This window comes from Pseudomonas sp. OF001 (genome assembly GCF_904426495.1).
GTDB lineage: Bacteria > Pseudomonadota > Gammaproteobacteria > Pseudomonadales > Pseudomonadaceae > Geopseudomonas.
Genome location: NZ_CAJGBM010000015.1, coordinates 22,688 through 42,729, shown reverse-complemented (window position 1 = coordinate 42,729; position 20,042 = coordinate 22,688). Strand labels below are relative to the sequence as shown.

Annotated in this window: 15 protein-coding genes and 3 pseudogenes; 13 read left to right on the top strand and 5 right to left on the bottom strand. The window is 61.4% G+C overall.

What is annotated here, in order from left to right; genetic code table 11:
• Nucleotides 1–182: 182 nt before the first annotated feature.
• Nucleotides 183–1,199, top strand: a complete 1,017-nt coding sequence (locus tag RA210_RS11105; RefSeq protein WP_136491018.1) for a glycosyltransferase — start codon at nt 183–185, stop codon at nt 1,197–1,199.
• Between the two features lie 13 nt (nt 1,200–1,212).
• Entirely contained in the window at nt 1,213–2,580 is a 1,368-nt protein-coding gene (locus tag RA210_RS11100) for an HlyD family type I secretion periplasmic adaptor subunit (RefSeq protein WP_136491019.1), read from the top strand.
• A 341-nt stretch (nt 2,581–2,921) separates the two neighbouring features.
• On the opposite strand, the pseudogene RA210_RS11095 reads toward RA210_RS11100, so the two are convergent.
• Nucleotides 2,922–3,101, bottom strand: a pseudogene (locus RA210_RS11095) (transposase domain-containing protein); the annotation flags it as partial.
• 60 nt (nt 3,102–3,161) lie between these two features.
• Between RA210_RS11095 and RA210_RS11090 the strand changes: the two are divergent.
• Nucleotides 3,162–3,289 (top strand): annotated as a pseudogene (locus RA210_RS11090) (IS3 family transposase); the annotation flags it as partial.
• 266 nt (nt 3,290–3,555) lie between these two features.
• On the opposite strand, the gene pdxR reads toward RA210_RS11090, so the two are convergent.
• The gene (gene pdxR, locus RA210_RS11085; protein ID WP_201486485.1) at nt 3,556–5,052 is read right to left on the bottom strand and encodes a MocR-like pyridoxine biosynthesis transcription factor PdxR; all 1,497 of its coding nucleotides are present in this window, start codon (nt 5,050–5,052) and stop codon (nt 3,556–3,558) included.
• A gap of 336 nt (nt 5,053–5,388) precedes the next feature.
• Between pdxR and RA210_RS11080 the strand changes: the two genes are divergently transcribed.
• The 3 genes and pseudogenes from RA210_RS11080 (at nt 5,389) to RA210_RS11070 (ending at nt 7,847) form a co-directional block, all read left to right on the top strand.
• Nucleotides 5,389–6,654 (top strand): benzoate/H(+) symporter BenE family transporter, encoded by a 1,266-nt coding sequence (locus RA210_RS11080; RefSeq protein WP_136491021.1) that lies wholly within the window; start codon nt 5,389–5,391, stop codon nt 6,652–6,654.
• Nucleotides 6,627–6,905, top strand: a pseudogene (gene glyA / locus RA210_RS11075) (serine hydroxymethyltransferase); the annotation flags it as partial. The gene RA210_RS11080 and the pseudogene glyA, both read left to right, overlap by 28 nt.
• 111 nt (nt 6,906–7,016) lie before the next feature.
• Nucleotides 7,017–7,847: a DMT family transporter gene (locus RA210_RS11070; protein WP_201486484.1), complete on the top strand. Its 831-nt coding sequence runs from the start codon at nt 7,017–7,019 to the stop codon at nt 7,845–7,847.
• 75 nt (nt 7,848–7,922) lie between these two features.
• On the opposite strand, the gene RA210_RS11065 is transcribed toward RA210_RS11070, so the two are convergent.
• Nucleotides 7,923–8,264: a DUF2790 domain-containing protein gene (locus RA210_RS11065; RefSeq protein WP_178084087.1), complete on the bottom strand. Its 342-nt coding sequence runs from the start codon at nt 8,262–8,264 to the stop codon at nt 7,923–7,925.
• 450 nt (nt 8,265–8,714) lie between these two features.
• Here RA210_RS11065 and RA210_RS11060 point away from each other — a divergent pair, with 450 nt between their 5' ends.
• The 4 genes from RA210_RS11060 to RA210_RS11045 all read left to right on the top strand — a co-directional run bounded on the left by RA210_RS11060 (nt 8,715) and on the right by RA210_RS11045 (nt 12,489).
• Nucleotides 8,715–10,595, top strand: a complete 1,881-nt coding sequence (locus RA210_RS11060) for a DUF262 domain-containing protein (RefSeq protein WP_201486483.1) — start codon at nt 8,715–8,717, stop codon at nt 10,593–10,595.
• A gap of 221 nt (nt 10,596–10,816) precedes the next feature.
• The gene (locus RA210_RS11055) at nt 10,817–11,071 is read left to right on the top strand and encodes a helix-turn-helix transcriptional regulator (RefSeq protein WP_136490433.1); all 255 of its coding nucleotides are present in this window, start codon (nt 10,817–10,819) and stop codon (nt 11,069–11,071) included.
• Entirely contained in the window at nt 11,061–12,341 is a 1,281-nt protein-coding gene (locus tag RA210_RS11050; RefSeq protein ID WP_201486482.1) for a type II toxin-antitoxin system HipA family toxin, read from the top strand. The genes RA210_RS11055 and RA210_RS11050 overlap by 11 nt, the downstream gene beginning before the upstream one ends.
• On the top strand, nt 12,325–12,489 hold the full coding sequence (locus tag RA210_RS11045; RefSeq protein WP_201486481.1) for a hypothetical protein: 165 nt from the start codon (nt 12,325–12,327) through the stop codon (nt 12,487–12,489). Before RA210_RS11050 ends, RA210_RS11045 begins: the two co-directional genes overlap by 17 nt.
• 88 nt (nt 12,490–12,577) lie before the next feature.
• Here the strand turns inward: RA210_RS11045 and RA210_RS11040 are convergent, their stop codons facing one another.
• Complete coding sequence (locus RA210_RS11040) at nt 12,578–15,127, bottom strand: DEAD/DEAH box helicase (RefSeq protein WP_201486480.1); 2,550 nt, start codon at nt 15,125–15,127, stop codon at nt 12,578–12,580.
• Entirely contained in the window at nt 15,124–16,014 is an 891-nt protein-coding gene (locus tag RA210_RS11035; protein WP_201486479.1) for a HamA C-terminal domain-containing protein, read from the bottom strand. Before RA210_RS11035 ends, RA210_RS11040 begins: the two co-directional genes overlap by 4 nt.
• A gap of 619 nt (nt 16,015–16,633) precedes the next feature.
• On the opposite strand from RA210_RS11035, the gene RA210_RS11030 reads away from it, so the two are divergent.
• The 3 genes from RA210_RS11030 (at nt 16,634) to RA210_RS11020 (ending at nt 19,977) form a co-directional block, all read left to right on the top strand.
• Complete coding sequence (locus RA210_RS11030) at nt 16,634–17,833, top strand: acyl-CoA dehydrogenase family protein (RefSeq protein WP_236574714.1); 1,200 nt, start codon at nt 16,634–16,636, stop codon at nt 17,831–17,833.
• A 17-nt stretch (nt 17,834–17,850) separates the two neighbouring features.
• Entirely contained in the window at nt 17,851–18,927 is a 1,077-nt protein-coding gene (locus tag RA210_RS11025) for a Rieske 2Fe-2S domain-containing protein (protein WP_201486478.1), read from the top strand.
• A 147-nt stretch (nt 18,928–19,074) separates the two neighbouring features.
• Nucleotides 19,075–19,977: a VOC family protein gene (locus RA210_RS11020; protein ID WP_201486477.1), complete on the top strand. Its 903-nt coding sequence runs from the start codon at nt 19,075–19,077 to the stop codon at nt 19,975–19,977.
• The last annotated feature ends 65 nt before the right edge of the window (nt 19,978–20,042 follow it).

Genomic DNA, 20,042 nt, shown 5'->3' with positions numbered 1-20,042 from the left:
GCGAGGCCTTCGGGCACCTCGCCCGGTGTCTGCGGCTGGCACAAGGACTAGTGGCCCGTGGGCACGGGGTGACATTGGCGCTGAAGGACGTTCGGCTACCCGCCGGGCAGGTCCCGGCGCCTGGTATCACCGTGCTGTCTGCGCCCTTGACCCCACAGGCAGGTGCGGGCAGCAGGGCGCCGGTGAACTACGCCGACGTGCTGCGTGTCAGCGGGTTTGCTGATGTGCGGGATGTGGCCGCTCGGCTTAACGCCTGGCAGGGATTGTTTTCGTTGGTACGGCCTGATGTGCTGGTCGCCGACCATGCGCCGACGGCCTTGCTGGCGGCACAGCTCGCCGAAATTCCCCGTCTCTCCATCGGCAACGGCTTTGTGATTCCCCCCGCTGTTCATCCCTGGCCCTCGATTCGGTCTTGGGAGCCGGTTTCCGATCAGGCACTCGCCACTGCCGAGACAAGTCTCGACTGCGTGCTGGATGCGGCGCAGAAGTCGCTGGGTCATACAAGGGCGGTACGTGTGCGCAACTTGTTTGGAGAGTACGACATTTTGGACACGTTTGCCGAACTCGACCACTACGGCGCGCGTCCGAATGGGCGCTACGTCGGGCCCATCGTCTCGGTGCCCCACGCCTTGCGCGTTTCCTGGCAAAGCCGGGAAGGTCCAAAAGTGCTGGCCTACCTGCGACCCGCCGTACCCGGCTTTGCGGCCATCTTGCAGGCGCTCGTCCGGCTGGATGCCGAAGTGCTATGTGTTGCGCCTGGCATGAGCCCCGAGGCTGCGAAACGTTGCGCCACTAGGCGCTTGCGCATTGCGCTGGCGCCAGTTGACCTGCCGCCCCTGCTTGAACATGCCGATCTGGCGCTTGGCTACGGCAACGGCGGCTTCTCGACCCAAGCCTTGCTGGCGGGAGTGCCCTTGGCGATGCGGCCCCGGCATGTCGAGCAGGCGCTCTTTGCACATCGTGTGGAGGCCCTGGGCGCGGGCAAGTTGCTCGTTGGCCGGATCGATGCGGACAGCGTCACCGCGTCATTGCAGGAGCTGCTCGACAAGCGCCAGTACCGGCAGGCTGCCCAGACGTTTCAGAGCACCCATCGGTATTTCTCGCCTGAACAAGCCGTAGAGCAAAGCCTGTCCCTCATCGAGCGGGCATTTCTTGACAGCTGGAAGGCTGATCCTACCCAACATGCCCAATGTCCCTAGGAGAGCCCCCGGCATGCCTTCATTGAAGTCCCTCGTACAACACGCGCACAGCGATCATCTGGATTTCCATCCACCGCTTATTCGTTTGCAGCACAGCGCGCCGCATCCGCAGGGGCGGCGGGTGTTGAGGGCATTCCTGATGCTGTTTGCCTTTCTCATCGTATGGGCGTTACTTGGGCGGCTGGACATCGTCGCGGTGGCTGACGGCAAGCTGGTGCCCGCCAGCTACCTCAAGATCGTTCAGCCATCGGAGGCCGGCATCGTCAAGGAAATCTTGGTGCGCGAGGGGGCGGCGGTACGCGCCGGTCAGGTGCTCATGCGCATGGACGCTCTTATCACCAACGCCGATCTCGATGCTCTCATGATAGAGCTTGCGCGCAAGCGGCTTCAACTTACCCGCATCGACGCAGAACTCGCTGGTCAGCCCTTCCAACCAGAGGCACTAGCTCCGATGGCGCTAGTGCGGGAAACCAGTGCTCAATACCAGGCCAACCGCAATGCTTTGGCCGCTGCGCTGGCTGAAGAGCACAGCCGTCTGATAAAGGCTCAACAGGAATTGGCGGCTGCCCGGCAGCAGTGGAGACGGCTCGAAGCCGTACTGCCGCATTACCGCGAGCAGGACAAGGCTTACGAAAAACTCGTTAAGGATGGCTTTGCTGGTGCGCTAATGGGCTCGGAAAAACGGCGTGAGCGAATCGAAAAGGAGCAGGAGCTAGCTACACAGAGACACTTGATCGCGTCCGCTCAGGCCAGCATTGATCAGTCACAGAATAAGCTCAAGCAGATCGAGGCGGATTATTTGCGGCAGTTGCACGCTGAGCGCACCGAGGTACAAGCGCAGATAGACAAGCTGGCCAAGGAGCAGGAAAAGCAGCAACACCGGCGCGAGTTGCTGGAACTCAGGGCTCCGCAGGACGGCGTAATCAAGGACTTGGCGACCCACACGGCGGGCACCGTGGTGCAGCCCGGTACTGTGCTGGCCAGTCTTGTGCCCCGAGAAAAAAAGCTCAAGGCGGAGGTGTGGGTCTCCAATGAGGACATCGGCTTCGTGCGACCGGGTCAGCCGGTCAAACTGAAGCTCGCCGCTTACACTTTCCAGAAGTATGGCATGGGACACGGCACCGTCGAGCACGTCAGCGCCGACGCTCAGAGCGAGGAGGAAGCACGTGACAAGGGGCTGACCGGAGTCGGGCAACGTCCGTTGCGCTACAAAGCCTTGGTGATACTTGACGGGGATGCCCTAGAGATGGATGGTATGAAGTATCCCCTGTCCGTTGGGATGCAGGCCACGGCAGAAATATTGCTGGGCGACCGCACTGTGGCGGAATACCTACTATCACCAGTGAAAAAGGCTTGGCACGAGGCGGGCCGGGAGCGATGAGCAGTGCTCCGCCATTCCCAACATTGACGGGTGCGTTGTCGAGCCAAGTGTCAGGCATCCACTGGCTGGCTGTCGTCGGTACTCGCGATACCACCGTGTTGTCCTTGCTGTTCCAATTGGCGCACAACCAGTGACTGAATGGTAAGCGACGGCGAACACATCTCCCTAGCATATGAGCCTGCTTACGGGGAAGGTGAGTCCGGAGCGATCTATATCCAGTGATTTATTCTGTACTATGCCTTGAAAAATATCTATGCGCCCCGCCCACAACTGCACACGGAGAAGTGTGCAGTGCCTATTCAGGTAGGGGGATCAGCAGGTAGGCGGTAAGCGGCCGGGCATCACACCTTGCTGGCGGGCACCCAGTTGTGTGGCAGCAGTTCAGTCAGTGCGCTGGTCTTCTGCGTTGGCAGGCGTGTGAGCACGCCACTCAGGTAGGCATACGGATCATGTCTGTTCGGTCGCGCTGACTGGATCAGGGGCATCAGCGCAGCCGCACGGTAACCGTCCAGGCATCCCGCCTGGTTTGACCCCGCCCAGCTAAGCGATGGTGTCCACGTATTTATTTTATCGTGGACACCATTTCAATCCTGACCTGGGTGGACTGGTACAACAACCGCCGGCTGCTGAGTTCCATCGGCAACATCCCGCCGGCGGAAGCTGAAGCCGCTATTATCGACAAATCGACGAGTCAGCCCGGGCGGCATGACTCAAACCAGAGAGCCTCCGGAGTTCTCGGGGCGGTTCAGTGGTCAGCCGCCCCGACGCCTCCGGTGTACTGCACTGAATGTGGAAGTCGACCCAGGGCCGCAGATCGGCGGCAGGTAACCAGACTGACTCGGAAGCGCTCATTTCAGTACCTGGCCGACATGTTTTTCGGCGTTGCGGGGGAGGATCGCTGGACAAGCAACACGTGAATCGCCAGTCGCCACCCTGTGTTTCATGGACCCTGCTGCACTCTGGCCAGACAGGCTGCTAGGCACGTAGCGCACCGGCCAGGCGCCGCATGGCCGTTTCGATTTCATGCCCCGCCAAGGACGAATAACCGAGCAGCCAGCCCTGCTGCGTTGCCTCACCGGCGTACAGCCGGCTGAGGCCGGACAGTTGCACGCCGACGCTGGCAGCCTGGCGGATGGTCTGTTCCTCCGACCAGCCCGCGGCCAGCAGGCAGGGGATCTGCAGCCCGCCCGGCGGGCGCAGAGCGGTGGCAATCCCGTTCAGGTGCCGGCCGATGGCATCGAGCATGATGGCCCGGCGTTCCCCGTAGAGTTTGCGCATGGCGCGGACGTGGGAATTGTAGTGACCGTCTTCCATGAAGCGCGCCAGGGTCAGCTGAGGGATCTGTGGCGTGTGGCCATCCATCATGCTGCGCGCGTAGGTGAAGGCTCTGACCAGCTCGTGGGGCAGCACCATGTAGCCGATCCGCAAGCCCGGGTAGAGCGTCTTGCTGAAGGTGCCGATGTAGAGGGTGCGCTGGTACTTGTCCAGGCCCTGCACGCAGGCGGTCGGTAGCCCGTCGTAGTGGAACTCGCTGTCGTAGTCGTCCTCGATGATCCACTTGTCCTGCTCGACGGCCCAGCGAATCAGCTCGAGCCGGCGCTCCAGCGACAGGGTCGCCCCGCTGGGGTATTGATGGGACGGCGTGACATACACGCACTGGGCGCCGCTGCGGTCTGCCTGCAGCAGGTCGGTGCGGATGCCCTGCGCATCCACGTCGATGGGCACGATCCCCGCCTCGGCGGTCTCGAAGGCTTTCCGGGCGCCGTAGTAGCCGGGGTTTTCCAGCAGGATCGGTTTGCCGGCGTCGACCAGCAACTGTGCGCAGAGGAACAGGGCCTGGCGCGTGCTGCTCAGCACCAGGATCTGCTCGGCGGAGCACTTGGCGCCGCGTTCGAGATTCAGATAGGTGGCGATGGCCTTGCGCAGCGGCTCGGCGCCTTGCGGATCGCCATGCAACAGGGCATTGCCCTGGCAGTCCTTCACGACCCGGCGCTGCAGGCGTTCCCAGACATCGGTGGGGAAGGTGCGGGTTTCCGGCAGGCCGGTGGCGAAGGCCTTTATCACCTGTTGATCGGCCACGCCGCCGCTGTCGAGGATCATCCGGCCGCGCCGACTCAGGCCCGGTCCGGGGGGCGCCTCGTTGCGCCGGGTGTCCTGCGCCTTGCCGCGCCGGCGCATGGTCCCGCGCAGTTCGTTGCCCAGCGTCTGCGAAACATAGCTGCCCGAGCCGCCGCGCCGCACGATGAAACCGTCGCGGTGCAGTTGCACGTAGGCGTTCTCGACCGTGTCGCGAGCCACCCCGAGCGAGCCGGCCAGGGCGCGGGTCGCCGGCAGCTTCAGGCCCGGAGCGAGGGCGCCGTCGAGGATCAGTGCGCGCAGGGCGCGCTGAATCCGCTGGTGCAGATCCAGCAGTCGGAACTCGGCATCGTTGAGCCGCATCTTCAGCGTTTCGAGTTCGAAGGTCTTCGCCATGTGGTCTGCCCCGGATGGTTGGGCTGGCCTGAAAGGGCAGGCCAGTCTATTCGTGGAATCTGCCCGTCGCCAGTGCGGTGCCCGGCGAGTATCGGGTGCCGTTCCTGTCGAGACGGACTGCAACCTCAATCCGGGTGCCGCCTGTCTGCACTGCACGGAGAACGTAACCGCCCGCGTGCATGGCTGAGTCCGGGGCGCCCAGAATTCGGCAGGCGGCCCGAAAAGTGGTCTGGCTTGTCTTGCTGAAGTGTACGGGCGAGGCAGGCCAATGCGGCGCTATAAATCTCCTTCCATTCGAGGTCAAGCGCCTCGCTTTGCAAGGAGCACCGTCCCGCCATGTCGTCTTCAGCGTCAAAGACCCCCGTTCGCCCCGGCGATCTCGTCCATCCGATTGTCGCCGGTCTGATCTCGGTCCTCGTCAACTATGGCGGCACCTTCATCCTGGTCTTCCAGGCAGCCAAGGTGGCAGGGCTGAGCCCTGAATTGACGGCTTCGTGGGTGTGGTCCGTGTCGATCGGTGTGGGCGTGACCGGGCTGCTGCTCAGCTGGATTTCCCGCGAGCCGATCATCACCGCTTGGTCGACGCCCGCGGCGGCCTTCCTGGTCGTCGCCCTGGGCAGCACGCCCTATGCCGAGGCGGTGGGCGCGTACCTGATCTCCGCCGCCGCCTTCGTGCTGCTGGGGCTGTCCGGCTGCTTCGACAAGGTCATCCGCCTGATCCCGCCGGGCGTGGCCTCCGGGCTGCTGGCCGGCATCCTGCTGCAGTTCGGCATCGGCGCCTTCGCCGGCATGAGCCTCGACCCGCTGCTGGCCGGGCTGCTGATCGTCGCCTACCTGCTGCTCAAGCGCTTCACCGCACGCTACGCGGTGGTGGGCATCCTGGTACTGGGGCTGACTTTCCTGCTGACTCAGGGACGGGTCGAGCTGTCGGGGCTGACGCTGCAGTTCGGCGCGCCGGTGTTCACCGTGCCCGAGTTCTCGCTGAATGCCTTGCTGAGCGTCGCTCTGCCGCTGTTTCTGATCACCCTGACCGGCCAGTACATGCCCGGCATGCTGGTGCTGCGCAACGATGGCTTTCGCACCAGCGCCAACCCGATCGTGACCGTCACCGGGCTGGGTTCCCTGCTGATGGCGCCGTTCGGCTCGCACGCCTTCAACATCGCCGCGATCACCGCAGCCATCTGCACCGGCAGGGACGCCCACGAGGAACCCGGCAAACGCTGGATCGCCGGTATCGCTGCAGGCCTGTTCTACATCCTCGTCGGGGTCTTCGGCGTCACCCTCGCGGCGCTGTTCATGGCCTTCCCGGCGACCTTCATCACCACCCTGGCCGGGCTCGCCCTGCTGGGCACCATCGGCGGCAGCCTGGCCAGCGCCATGACCGACGCCAAGTCCCGCGAAGCCTCGCTGATCACCTTCCTGGCGGCCGCCGCCAACATCACCCTGTTCGGGATCGGCGGGGCGTTCTGGGGATTGCTGATCGGCCTGCTGGCCCATGCCGTGCTCAACGGTCGCCTGCCGCGCCGCGAGCCGGTCGCCGAGACTGTCAGCACTGAAGGGAGGGTCGGTCGCGATCCGGCCGGCGTGCGCCTGCCGCGCTGAGCGCCGCCTACATCACCGCCAACAAGAACTCGGTGCCGAACGACCCGCGCTCGCCGTTCGTGACCTCGGGGCTGCGCATCGGCCCCCCGGTCGTGACCACCCGCGGCTTCGGCGTGCCGGAGTGCGAGCTACTGGCAGGCTGGCTCTGTGACGTGCTGGACGCACTGGAATCCGGTGGCAGCGAGCAGGTCGCCCAGCGTGTCCGCGAACAGGTGGTGGAGCTGTGCCGTCGCCATCCGGTGTATCGGTAAACCCACGGCCCTGAGGGCGGGCTGCGCGCGGCGGTGGGCTGAGCGGCGCCGGCCGTCAAAGTTTCACCGGCGCGGCTATACACTGGAGAGCCATCCCGCAAGGACTCCCTCGTGACCGTCTACGGCATCGTCTTGTTCGCGGCCCTGCTGCACGCCTCCTGGAACGCCATCGTCAAGGGCGGCAGCGACAAGCTGCTCACCACCGTGCTGGTCGCCGGCTCGGCCGCGCTGCTCGCCGGCGTGGCGCTGCCGTTCCTCGACCAGCCGGCCGCGTCGAGCTGGCCGTACATCGCCGCGTCGGTACTGCTCCAGGTGGTCTATTACGCCCTGCTGGCCAGGGCCTATCAGGTCGCCGACATGAGCCATGCCTACCCGCTGATGCGCGGCTGCGCGCCCCTGCTGGTCGCGGTCCTCGGTATCTACTGGCTGGGCGAGCCGCTGAGCGGCAGCGCCTGGCTGGGCATCGCGATCATCTGCGGCGGCATCCTCGGCATGGCCGGACGCGGGCTCGCCGGCAGCCCCGGGCTGGGACTCGCGCTGGCCAATGCCGGGGTGATCGCCGGCTATACCCTGATCGACGGCGTCGGCGTACGCCTGTCCGGGGCGCCGGTCGCGTATGGCCTGTGGATCTTCCTGCTCAGCGGCCTGGCGCTGGTCGCCTGGGCGCTGGCGCAGTTGCACAGGCGCGGGGCGCTGGTCCGCTACCTCGGCGGCAACTGGCACTACGGACTGATCGGTGGCTTCGGCACCATCGCCTCGTACAGCCTGGCGCTGTGGGCCATGACCCAGGCCCCGGTGGCGGTGATCGCCGCCCTGCGGGAAACCTCGATCCTGTTCGCCACGGCCATCTCCGGGCTGATCCTCAAGGAACGGCTGAGTGCGGTGCGCATCGCCGCCGCCTGCGTCATCGCGCTCGGCGCGGTGGCCCTGCGGCTTCCTTGAGGTGCTTGGGGGGATTCACCTGCAGCCGGCCGGCGCAGCCGCAACTGCGCCGGTCGTGACTGCGCCTTTCATGCCCTAGTTGGTGCAGCCGGAGGTCTCCGGGTACAGGTAGACCAGGCCGCGTTTTTCACCCTTGGAGTCCTCGTAGGTCATGGCCGCGGGAATGGCTCCGCAGTAGGTCTTGGCCTTGTCGGGAATGAAGTACTCGACCTTGACCACCTTGGAGATGTCCAGCGGCATGCCGTACTGGTACTGCTTGAACTCGGGGGTCTGCACGTCCTTAACGCCCTTCATCACCATCAGCGGGGGCGGGGTATCGCTTTCGCTTTGCGCGATGACCACGGACGTGGCGGACACGGCCGAGAGCACGGCGACGGCACAGCACAACTGCATGGATCGACTTTTCAACAGCTTCATGGGATGCCTCCCGGAATCAGGAATCGGGCTCCATCATGATCTTTCGATGCAGGGGCACCGGGTTGGGCATCGGCTGTCCGGCAACCCTGCACGGGTTCCGTCAGCCGTAACGCTAGCAGACTGGGTCCGCCCTGCTGCCGCGGGCGCGGCCGTTCGTCCGCTTCTCTCGCGCCCGGCCCGGTGCGTGCTACGGCCGCTGCCGCGGGCCGACTGCCGCCGCCGATTCGCCGCCCGGGGCGCGCGCGTCTGGATGGGCATCTTCGGGCGACGCGCGGCCTGTCCGCCGCCGCGGCGGCACGGCTGCCCGCCGGCAGGCGGGGCCGAACTGCGCGACCTGCCGTTCATCGCCTGGGGCGCCGTGCGCGGCGCAGGCAGGAGCCATGCACGCCGACGCAGGCGGTGTATGATCCGGGCCAGCCGATTCTCGAAACCCTCTGCAGGAACCTGTTCATGGAAGCCAACAGCCGTCCCCTGATGCGCATCTTCGAGCCCACCGTGTGCTACCAGATCCCGCTGTTCCAGCGCCCCTACGTCTGGCGGCGCGAGTGCAACTGGCAGCCGCTGTGGGACGACTTCGAGCGGTTGCTCGACCAAGCGCTGGCCGGCCAGCGCCTGCGTCCGCACTTCCTCGGCGCGGTGGTGATCGAGCAGCTGTTCGACGCCAGCGGCTGGGTGCAGCTGCGCCAGGTCATTGACGGCCAGCAGCGCTTCACCACCCTGCAACTGCTGCTGATCGCCCTGCGCGACCTGTGCGGGAGCCTCGGCAGCGCGCGCTACTTCGAGCGCTTCGACTCGCTGGTCTCCAACCGCGCCGCGCTGGTCGACAGCCCGGACGAGCTCTGCAAGCTGCTGCCGACCAACTTGGACCGCCGCGCCTACGCCTTGGTGCACCGGGCCGGCAGCCCCGAGGCGTTGCTGGCGCAGTTGCAGGAAGCCGGCGAGGCCGTCGACCTGGAGCAGGGCATCGCCGGCGCCTACCTGTACTTCCACGAACAGTTCGCCGACTGGCTGGCGCAGCCGGTCGAGGAACGCCCCTGCCTGGAGCTGGAGGACCGCCTCGAGGCGCTCTGGGCGGTGGTGCAGAAGGGCCTGCAGTTCGTGGTGATCGAACTCGGCGAGCACGACGAAGCCCAGGTGATCTTCGAGACCCTCAACGCCCGCGGCACCCAACTGCTGCCGGCCGACCTGATCAAGAACTTCCTGTTCCGCCGCGCCCAGGCCGAAGGCGACGACATCGACCTGCTGTACCGCACCTGCTGGGCGCAGTTCGACGGCGAGTTCTGGCGCGAGGAAGTCCGCCAGGGCCGCGACAGCCGGCCGCGCATCGACATCTTCATCCGCCACTTCCTGACCCTGGCCATGCGCCGGGACGTCCGCTTCGTGCACCTGTTCGACGAGTACAAGCACTACGTGCAGTACACCGACGACTGGCGCTCGTGCCTGATCGGCGAAGCCACCAGCGCCCGCGAACACCTGGCGCTGCTCGCCGGCTACGCCGAGCACTTCCGCGAGTTCGCCAGCCCCGAATCGGGCTCGCACCTGGCGCGCTTCCTCAAGCGCCTGGAGACGCTCGACACCTCGGCGATTTATCCGCTGCTGCTCTTGTGCAGCCGGCAGCTGCGCCCGCAGCAGGAGAACGAGTTCGAGTCGATCCTCGACGTGCTCGAATCCTTCCTGTTCCGCCGCATGATCTGCGGCCTGACCAGCAAGAACTACAACCGCCCGTTCCTCGACCTGATCCGCCATCTGGAGGTCCGGGGCAACATCAGCGCCCGCGCCGTCGAGCAGTTCCTGCTGGCCAGCGAAGGCGAGGGCGCGCGCTTCCCCACCGATGCCGAACTCAAGCGGGCGATACTCGACCACCCGCTGTACCAGTGGTGGCCGCAGTACCGCGTGCGCGCCGTGCTGGAAGCCCTCGACGCCGCGCTCGGCAACCAAGAAAGCGCGGCGGAAGCCCAGCCATCCGCGTTTGCCATCGAACACATCCTGCCGCAGAAGTGGGACGAACACTGGCCGCTGCCGAAAGCCGTGCAGAAGAACCCGCAAGGCAAACAGGCCTTCACCGAACAACGCGACCGCCTCAAACACACCCTGGGCAACCTGACGCTGCTCGCCGGCAGCCTGAACCCGGCGCTGTCGCGCTCGCCGTGGGAGGTGAAGAAGGCGGAGCTGCTCAGGTACGGCCAGCCGGGGCTGAGCCGCGAGCTGCATGCGCTGGAGGACTGGGCGGAGCGGGAGATTCTGGCCAGGGGGGAGGTGTTGGCGGAGGTGGCCTGTGCACTCTGGCCCTATCCGTCAGCGGTTCAGGCGGCGCCGTATCGCGAGGCATAGATCGGCTCGCGGGATGGCCTGGGCCGTTACCAGGGGCATCGGCCCTGCGCGGTGCGCGCCGGTGGCCGATGCGGCGATCCCCCGCATCCCATTCCCGATCGGGAATTAATCGCCCGTACAGCCGCCTGAATGCGCCCAATCTTCCCGATCAGGAAGATTGGCTTGCGTTGGCGCGGTTTCGGTCGAATAATTTCCCGATCGGGAAAACAATCGAGTACGCCATGATTCCTATCGACTCCACACAAGCGCTCGGCGCAGCCCTGCGAGCCGCACGCAAGCAACTGGGCCTGACGCAAGCCGATCTGGCCCTGGCCGCCGGGGTGGGCGTGCGCTTCGTGGTCGATCTGGAGGCCGGCAAGCCCACGGTGCGGCTGGAGCAGGTGCTCCGCGTGATCGATGCCCTGGGCGGCCGGGTCCGACTGGACGGACTGGCGGGTTCTCCGACTCCAGCAGAGCCCACTCGTCATGGCGCATGAACTCGAAGTCTGGCTGTTCGCCGAGCAGGTCGGCACCTTGGCGCTGGTGGATGGTCGCCTGAGCTTTGCGTATCACCCCAGCTGGCTGGCGAACCCCGACGCGGTAGCGCTGTCGTGCTCCCTGCCGCTGCAGGCGGCCCCCTTCGATGACATTCGTACCCGGCCTTTCTTTGCCGGGCTGTTACCGGAAGGCCATCTGCGGCGCTTGATCGCCCAACGGTTCCAGGTATCGAGGCAGAACGATTTCGCCCTGCTGGATGCCATCGGCGGCGAGTGCGCCGGGGCCATCACGCTGCTGCCGAAGGATGCAGTCCCGCAGGTCGCCGGCGCGGGCGAGGTGTCGTGGCTGGACGATCAACGACTGTCCGCGATCCTCGACGAGCTGCCCCGTCGCCCGATGCTGGCCGGTCAGGACGGCCTGCGCCTGTCGCTCGCCGGCGCTCAGGACAAGCTGCCGGTGGTGTTCGACGGGCAGCGCATCGGCTTGCCTCTGGGAGGACAGCCCAGCACGCATATCCTCAAGCCGCCGATCCACGCCCTCGATAATACGGTGCTCAACGAAGGCTTCTGTCTCGCCCTGGCCCAGGCGATGAAGTTGCCAAGCGCCGAAGCGCGGATTCATCAGGCTGGCGACCGCCGCTTCCTATTGGTCGCACGCTATGACCGCCAGCGCGACGCACAAGGCAGCCTGATACGTCTGCATCAGGAGGATTTCTGCCAGGCGCTCGGCGTGGTACCGGAAATGAAGTATCAGAACGAGGGCGGCCCCGACCTGAAAGCCTGCTTCGATCTGCTGCGGCGCATCACCCGTCCCAGCGCCCCCCAGGTGCTGCGTCTGTTGGACTATGTGGTGTTCAACGCCCTGGTCGGCAACCACGATGCGCACGCCAAGAACTTCTCGCTGCTGTTCGCCCCCCCATCATCCAGAGCGGCACCGACCCTGGCGCCGCTCTACGACGTGCTGTCGACCGCCATCTACCCGAGCCTCACCCCGAAGATGGCGATGAAGCTGGGCAGCAAGTACAAGTTCAGCGAGGTCCAGCTCCGGCACTGGGAGCAATTCGCCGAGGCCGCCGGGCTGGCACGCGCCCAGACCCGCAAGCGAATCCTTGGCATGGCGCAGGCGCTGCCCAGGGCTGCGCGCACCTTGCAGGCGACGCCCATGTTTGCGGGAGAGCCACTGATCGAACAGATTGCCACCCTGATCGAGCAGCGCGCGGCACTGACTACCCGGCGCCTCACAGAAGAAGGCGATGATTCGGCCCGATGAATGCGGGCTGAAGTGGGACGAGCACTGGCCGCTGCCCAATGCCGTGCAGAAGAACCCGCAGGGCAAACAAGCCTTCACCGAACAACGTGACCGCCTCAAGCACACTCTGAGCAACCTGACGCTGGTCGCCGGCAGCCTGTTCCATTGAGCACGGGAAAAACGGGAAACAGAGAGGCCGGGGCTATTTGCCCCGGCCAATATTGGTAAAGTCACCAATAACGGATCAGGTGGGAACATTAATAAAGGCAGGCACTCTCAATTTGAATTGAAATCCAGGGGGAGATATTTTTCCTTAATTCGGAGAGGTAGATTTGCACCTCTCTGAAATCCAAATTATCCTTGTCAAACATTGAAAGGTGCTTGTTTTTTAAATAAATTGCAGTATCTCTAGGGACGCCTTTGGAGATAAGAAATTTTGTGATCTTGTGGTGCGCGCCATTTTCTATAATGCTGAGAACGGCATTGTCCTCTGGCGACATGTCAGCTAATGGCTTTAGCAACATTGGCAAGCCGAAGCAGGCTTTTGAAGATATGGTCTGAACTGCTTTGTCGATCTCATCACTTGAGTTCTCTGTGAAATTTCTTTCCGATAGTATCTCCCGGAGCAAATTTTCACGCCCCCAGTCTGTGGCATATCTGCATATGCTCCATATGTATCTACTGCGCATTTCGGCGTCTCCGCTTGGGTCTCCGATGTAGCGCTTAAAATAGTAAGGCATTATTTCTGAAAATGTGGCTAATGAGTTCTTTAAGGAGTCAAGAAGGTTTTGATCCCAAATATTTCTTGGAAGTGGCTTTAGTTTTCTGCTTTTTAATGCTTGAAAAATAATCTCTAAATCAAGAGGGTCCCAGTATCTGTTTTTCAGTACGACCTCTTTGGGTACTTCGATGCGGGCTAGAGACTCTATGATTTTCGATATTTTTTCTTTATCGAGGTTTATCCCAACCTCTTCCAGTCTGGCAAGGCTGTTATTCCCATGTCTAAATACTGTCTGCCTGATATGCGTTAGTAGGCTTTTTTCTTTTCCTTCGTCAATGGGTTGCTGGTTTTTGATTCCTTCCTCTATTTCTGATCGAAATCTATCGAAGTATTCGCCATAGCCGGCAGTAAGTTCTTTCTCTGTTTGCTCAAAAAGGCTTTCTTGATTTGACTCAACTTCGAAAGATGACTCGTCCAGTACTATGGTCCTTCCTATGAATTCCTTTAGCAGTCTGCCGGCACGGCCTCGCAGGTTTGAGAATTCATAATTTGAAAGCTTAACGTTTTCGGAGTTGCTCTTTCTTTTAACGAACAGGTACGGATTTCTAACCAAGATGGTGGAGGCGGGGAAGTTTACGCCTTGCATCAAAGTTGTTGTGCAAACAATATTTTTTATAGAGCCCTTTGCAAATGACTCCTCAATTACTGACCGGATATGCAAAGGGAGTTTTCCTGTGTGATATGCCACTCCGCACTTGACCATCTTGGCCAAGTCGTAATCCGGATGAACAAAGTACTCGATGTATTTCGATAGCGATTCTAGTTTTGGGTCTTTTGCGGGCGCTTTGTGATCAGCTAGATAATTTGCGGTCTTTCTTGCTTGAATGGCGGTTGGCGAGAATATTAGATTGCTCTTATCTTTATCTACCTTGCTCAGGATTGAAAGTAAGTAACTATGGAACCCTTCATTATAAAGGGTTCCTCCTAGCCCGCTGATGTTGCTGGAGTTCTCAATTTTAATTGATCTTGGTTGTTCTGATATATCGCTATATTGATTTAGAAGATACGTCCTTCCGGTCTTGGCGATGGAATAGGTTACATTGACAACGGGCGGAAGTTTTGTTTCCGCCTCATATGATACCTCATCAAAAATTTCATAACCTAAGTTTCCGATATTCTTGAGGCGCGGCCCGCTTAGTATGATTTTTTCCGTCTTTGTTTGATGCTTAATTTCCTTGAGGAAGTCATATAGTATTTTTGATCTTTGGTCTCCATCGCTAGCAACTCTTTCAATGTTCTGGATTTCATCAACGACGAGCAAGTCAATTTCATTGAAATGATTGGTTTCGTTGAACCCTGAAATGGCTCTTTCTTGGGTCAATACGTATATATAGCATTTCGGAGGGGATTCCTGGATCCCCGTGTAAACCTCAATACCTTCGAGAGAGAACTCCTTAATCAAATTGGTTAGATCCCTTGTCACTTGAGCAACCAAGCTGATTGTTGGTACTATGTATATTATCCGAACTTTTTTTCTCGCAAGCCTTTCAATTATCTTTAAGTAAATAATGAATGATTTCCCGGCCGATGTTGGGGCGGAAATACACGTTATCTTGTTTTTGTCTATCGAATCCCAAACCTCCTTTTGGAATTCAGTGAGCAAATATATTTGATTGTTTAGGGTGACTTCATGGCTTATCTGGTTTGCGAGAATGGAAATCTTGTTTATGTAGCTTGAGAATGGGCTATATTTGCCGCTGCTTTTGAATTCCTCGTCAATAAGAATTGTCGCGGGTGCAATTCCCATTCGACTCAGCATGGTGATAAATATTTCTCTAAGAGAATCTCGGTAATCGCCGTTCGCGTATTCCCAGGTTAACGCAATGGCCAGTACTGAGACGCGCTTTGCAAACTCTTGGTTGCTTCTGGATAGCTTGTCAATTAATGAAACCGCTTGCGCTAGGGCCGGCCTTTCCAGAGTTACGGGATTGCGGTTTATCAGTCCCAGCTTAATTGCGTAATTTATATGCTCTGCTTCAAGAAGAGCGTTAACGACTTCCCGCTGGGTTTTATTTATGCTATTCATGCGTCAAATCCATCAAGTAGGCTATCCATTTCCCAGCATGGAAAAATAATGTAATGAATTCTATTGAGGATGGGCTTTCCTATTCCGCTGGTTAGTTCGTCAGGTGAGGAGGTCAATCTATCGAGCACGATGTTCTTTATATTTTCCTTGATCTCTTGCTCCGTACTTGCGGAAGGACTGTTATTTTCATTGTATGATATTAGGCAAACAAGTTCGTGCTTCACGTTTGCGAGTCCGCCTTCTTTGTAAGACTCGGCAACTTCTTGCAGTGAGGGGTCCATAAAGTCGTCGTACGTGTAAAGGAGGAGCTCATCCTGCAAGGAGCTAAATGTGTTTAAGATGCTGTCTATAGAATCCTTTAGTGCTGTGTTGAATTTGTATATGGATTTGTATGTTTTTGATTCACCAATGTATATAATGTTTTGGCCGTCTTGCTTTTTGAAGTGTATTGCATCCGCCCCAAATCTTTCATGCCCTCGGCTCGTTGTTAAGGGCATTTTTCTAAGCAAGGCGGGGGCGCCAAAGAAAAACTGTAAAAAGTTGAAAAGCAGTAGTTCGCCAAACTGGCCTTGAGGGATTCCTTTTCGAAATTTTTCTCTTGCCAGATTGTCAATATGGGAAGAGGCATTTTGATAATCATACCCTCTCTTCTCCAGTTCTTTTTGAAATAGCTGGTGGTATTTTTTCTTTCCATAAACCCAGCCGCAAACGGTATTCCTTAACTCTCTTATAAAATCGCTCTTTCTTTCCTGAATGTCTGTGTAGTTTATTGCGATCCCTTTGTGGCTTTTTCCTTCTGGCTTGGATATATCTAGCTGGAAGTGATAGGTGTGACTTACAAGTGAATCAATATTTGTTAGTAGTTTTGATATATTCTCTTCGGTCATTTTGTTAAGTCCGATTAAGCTGGCCTGATTGTTGTGCTTTTATATGGCGCGCGAATAAATTGGTGGGCTGAGGGTTAATAACTAAATCTGTAGCCATGTCACTCATGAACTCTGTGCGAAAAAGCGGCTGAGCGAATTTCAAACAAAGTGAAAAGTGGTGAAGACGCAGGCTTTGCTAGTCGTAAGTGAGCATCCGGAGGCGCTTTTCAACGCAGCGTCCTCGAGCACAGGCATATCTCGTATTGATTCGACTGACATGCAGATGCTGTCGCGGGGGAGAGGGGATAGGGTAGATACATGCACCATTACAAAAAATCCCTATGTTTTTGGTGGCTAAAGGCATGAGAGTAGATTTATCACAGAAGTATGACAACCGTCACTCCTGGCGTTACAACACTTATGTGGCACACCAAGGCCTGTTCCTCCTTGCCTAATCTTGTTCCAGCCGCCCTTTTTACATCTCATTCCTTGCTCCAGATCAACAAAACCCCCACTACCCGCGCGGCTACTCCATTCGGATGATGTCGCCCCCCGGCCCCCGCCAAAGAATCCGTCCCGTGTCACACAGGGCGAGCCGCTGCGCAAACGCTGGCGGCCCGCGACTTCTTCCCGCACGACCATGGGTGAGTCGATGGAGCAAACAACAAGAATTTCCCCCGAGCAGATGGTGGCCCGTGCCCGGGCGCTGGTGCCGCTGCTGGCCGAGCGTGCCGCGCAGGCCGAGGCCGAGCTGAAGGTGGCCGACGAGGTGATCGCCGCGCTGCAGGAGGCGCAGCTGTTCCGCGTCATGCAGCCGAAACGCCACGGCGGCTTCGAGTTCGGGCCCAAGGTGTTCGCCGAGATCCAGCAGACGCTGGCCGAGGGCTGCATGTCCACCGCCTGGATGTACGGCGTGGTGGCGGTGCATCCGTGGCAGCTGGCGCTGTTCCCCGAGCAGGCGCAGCAGGAGGTGTGGGGCGAGGACGCCTCGACGCTGGTGGCCTCGACCTACATGCCGGTGGCCAGGGTCACGGAAGTGGAGGGCGGCTACCGCATCAGCGGGCGCTGGGGCTTCTCCACCGGCTGCGAGCACTGCGAGTGGGTGTTCCTCGGCGGCAACCTGACGCCGGGCGTCGGCAAGGGCAACAGCTACCGCACCTTCCTGGTGCCCAAGAGCGATTTCCGCATCGAGCGCAACTGGGACGTCATCGGCCTGCGCGGCACCGGCAGCCACGACATCGTGGTGGAGGACGCCTTCGTGCCGCTGCACCGCACCCACGCCACCCAGCAGCACGACGACGCGGCCAACCCCGGGCGCGAGCTGAACAGCGCGCCGCTGTACCGGGTGCCGTTCGCGCAGATGTTCATCCCGGCGGTGTCCAACGCCTGCATCGGCGGCCTGGCGGCAGCCATCCAGCACTTCAAGGACTACGCCCAGCAGGGCATCAGCAAGAACGTCGGCATGCGCACGGTGGACGATCCCAACGCGCAGCTGGCCTACGCCCGCGCGGTGGTCGCCCACGAGCAGATGGTGGAGAACCGCAAGCGCCACTACGAGGTGCAGATGGCCTGGGCCGAGCGCGGCGAGGCGGCGCCGGTCAACGAGCGGCTGCGCCAGCGCTACCAGCTCGCCCAGGTGGCCAACGAGTGCGCCCACCACATCAACGAGCTGCTGCGCTGCTGCGGCGCCACCGGCACCTACCGGAGCAATCCGCTGACGCGGATCTTCCTCGACGTGTTCACCGGCCGCGCGCACATCGCCAACAACGTCGACCTGTTCGGCCGCGCCTTCGGCTTCATCGCCCTCACCGACCAGACCACCACCGACAGCTTCCTCTGAGCCCAGGAGACCCGACCATGTCCATGAATCGCGCCAAGATCATCGCCGACCCGATCCCCGAGCGTTACGCCCGCGGCTGGCACTGCCTGGGCTCGGCCCAGAAGTACAAGGACGGCAAGCCGCACACGGTGAACGCCTTCGGCTACCGCCTGGTGGTGTTCCAGACCTCCGACGGCGCGCTGCAGGTGCTCGACGCCTGGTGCCCGCACATGGGCGGCGACCTCAGCCACGGCCGCCTGGAGAACGACAACGTGGTCTGCCCGTTCCACGGCTGGCAGTTCGACCGCGAGGGCAAGGCGGTGAGCATTCCCTACTGCAAGCGCGTGCCGCCGAAGGCGCGGGTAGGGCGCTGGGCCACCGCCGAGCTGAACGAGGCGCTGTTCATCTGGCACGACCCGGACGGCAACCCGCCGATCGAGGGCCAGGAGATCCCGCGCCTCGAGGAGCTGTATTCGCCGGAGTACAGCGAGATGCGCTGGGCCGAGTGGGTGATCAACGCCAACAGCCGCGAGCTGGTGGACAACATCGTCGACATGGGGCACTTCGACGAGACGCACCAGTCGCCGTCGCTGTTCTTCGCCAACCTGTTCGAGGACCACAAGGCCACCCAGGTGCAGATCTCCGGCTCGCGGATCATGAGCGCGGGCGAGGCGGTGATCACCTACGCCACCTACTACGGGCCGGGCGTGCTGCTGGTGTCGCTGAAGGGGCCGTACAAGGGCCACTACATGGAGACCATCTACATCGTCGGCAACACCGCCATCGACCACAACAGCTTCACCCTGCACTTCGGCGTGGCCACCAGGAACATCCCGGGGCTGAGCAAGGCGGAGAACCAGCAACTGATCGCCGAGTGGACCGAGCTGCAGCAGGTCGCCCTGGGCACCGACGTGGCCATCTGGGACAACAAGGTGCGCATCGGCAACCCGATGCTCTGCGAAAGCGACGGGCCGATCTACCACGCGCGCAAGTGGTACGACCAGTTCTTCCAGCCGATCAACGAGGCGTCCGAGGAGTCGACCCGCCGCTACGAGCACGAGATCGACATGGACTACGTCGGCGTGAAGCCGGAACTGCGCCACCTGCGCGGCTGATTGCCGAATAGTGCGCCGGGCGCGGTCTCCTGTAGGGGCGAATTCATTCGCCTTCGCGGAGTGGTTTGGCGAATGAATTCGCCCCTACAGGGGGTGTTCATACGCCGCCATGGTGGCCCCGCCCGGCGCCGCGACGAGGAGAATCCGATGATGGACATTCGTGGACTGGCCTACGTGGTGGCGTCGAGCCGCGACCTGGACGCCTGGCGCCGGCAGGCCGAGGACGTGCTGGGCATGATGGTGGAGGAGGGGCCGCTGGGCGACCTCTATATCAAGATGGACGAGCGGCCGTTCCGCCTGTTCGTCTCAGGCGGGCCGGCCGACCGTTACGTGGCCAGCGGCTGGGAGCTGGCGGGCGAGGAAGCCTTCGAGCAGGCCTGCGCGGAGCTGGAGCGCGCCGGGGTGCCGTTCGAGCGCGGCTGCGCCGAGCTGTGCGCGGTGCGCCGGGTCAACGGCCTGGCCAGCCTGCGCGACCCGTCCGGCAACCTGCACGAGCTGGTATGGGGCGTGCGCTCGGACTTTCGCCGCTTCGTCTCGCCGGCCGGCGTGCCGGGCTTCGTCACCGGCGAGCTGGGCATGGGCCACACCGTGCTGCCGGCGTCGAACTTCGATGAAACCTGGGCCTTCCTGCGCGATGTGATGGGCTTCGGCCTGTCCGACATCCACCGCTTCCAGCCGGCGCCGGACGCCCCGGCCATCCCCATCTACTTCCTGCACTGCAACAACGGCCGCCACCACAGCCTGGCGCTGTTCGGCGCGCCGGTGCCCAGCGGCTGCGTGCACCTGATGGTGGAGGTGGAGAACCTGGTGGAAGTCGGCCGCGCCCACGACCGCATGCAGCGCGCGGGCGTCAAGCTGATGGCCACCCTCGGCCAGCACGTCAACGACCGCATGACCTCCTTCTACATGGACACGCCCTCGGGCTTCGCCATCGAGTACGGCTTCGGCGGCCTGGTCCTCGACTGGACGCGGCACAGCGTCTACGAGGCCAGCGAGGTGAGCGTGTGGGGTCATGACTTTGGGGTGGGATTCAACGCGCCGGCGGGGTGATGAGTGGGTCGGTCGCTCTCTCTGGCCGTCGTTGGAGCTCTGGCCCTGACATCTGGGTTGTCGTG

Bases quoted from the DNA above. Each gene is read 5' to 3' on its own strand.
- RA210_RS11100 (WP_136491019.1), top strand. From the start codon at position 1,213: ATGCCTTCATTGAAGTCCCTCGTACAACACGCGCACAGCGATCATCTG.
- pdxR (WP_201486485.1), bottom strand. From the start codon at position 5,052: ATGGCGAAGACCTTCGAACTCGAAACGCTGAAGATGCGGCTCAACGAT.
- RA210_RS11080 (WP_136491021.1), top strand. From the start codon at position 5,389: ATGTCGTCTTCAGCGTCAAAGACCCCCGTTCGCCCCGGCGATCTCGTC.
- RA210_RS11065 (WP_178084087.1), bottom strand. From the start codon at position 8,264: ATGAAGCTGTTGAAAAGTCGATCCATGCAGTTGTGCTGTGCCGTCGCC.
- RA210_RS11060 (WP_201486483.1), top strand. From the start codon at position 8,715: ATGGAAGCCAACAGCCGTCCCCTGATGCGCATCTTCGAGCCCACCGTG.
- RA210_RS11055 (WP_136490433.1), top strand. From the start codon at position 10,817: ATGATTCCTATCGACTCCACACAAGCGCTCGGCGCAGCCCTGCGAGCC.
- RA210_RS11050 (WP_201486482.1), top strand. From the start codon at position 11,061: ATGGCGCATGAACTCGAAGTCTGGCTGTTCGCCGAGCAGGTCGGCACC.
- RA210_RS11045 (WP_201486481.1), top strand. From the start codon at position 12,325: ATGATTCGGCCCGATGAATGCGGGCTGAAGTGGGACGAGCACTGGCCG.
- RA210_RS11040 (WP_201486480.1), bottom strand. From the start codon at position 15,127: ATGAATAGCATAAATAAAACCCAGCGGGAAGTCGTTAACGCTCTTCTT.
- RA210_RS11035 (WP_201486479.1), bottom strand. From the start codon at position 16,014: ATGACCGAAGAGAATATATCAAAACTACTAACAAATATTGATTCACTT.
- RA210_RS11030 (WP_236574714.1), top strand. From the start codon at position 16,634: ATGGGTGAGTCGATGGAGCAAACAACAAGAATTTCCCCCGAGCAGATG.
- RA210_RS11025 (WP_201486478.1), top strand. From the start codon at position 17,851: ATGTCCATGAATCGCGCCAAGATCATCGCCGACCCGATCCCCGAGCGT.
- RA210_RS11020 (WP_201486477.1), top strand. From the start codon at position 19,075: ATGATGGACATTCGTGGACTGGCCTACGTGGTGGCGTCGAGCCGCGAC.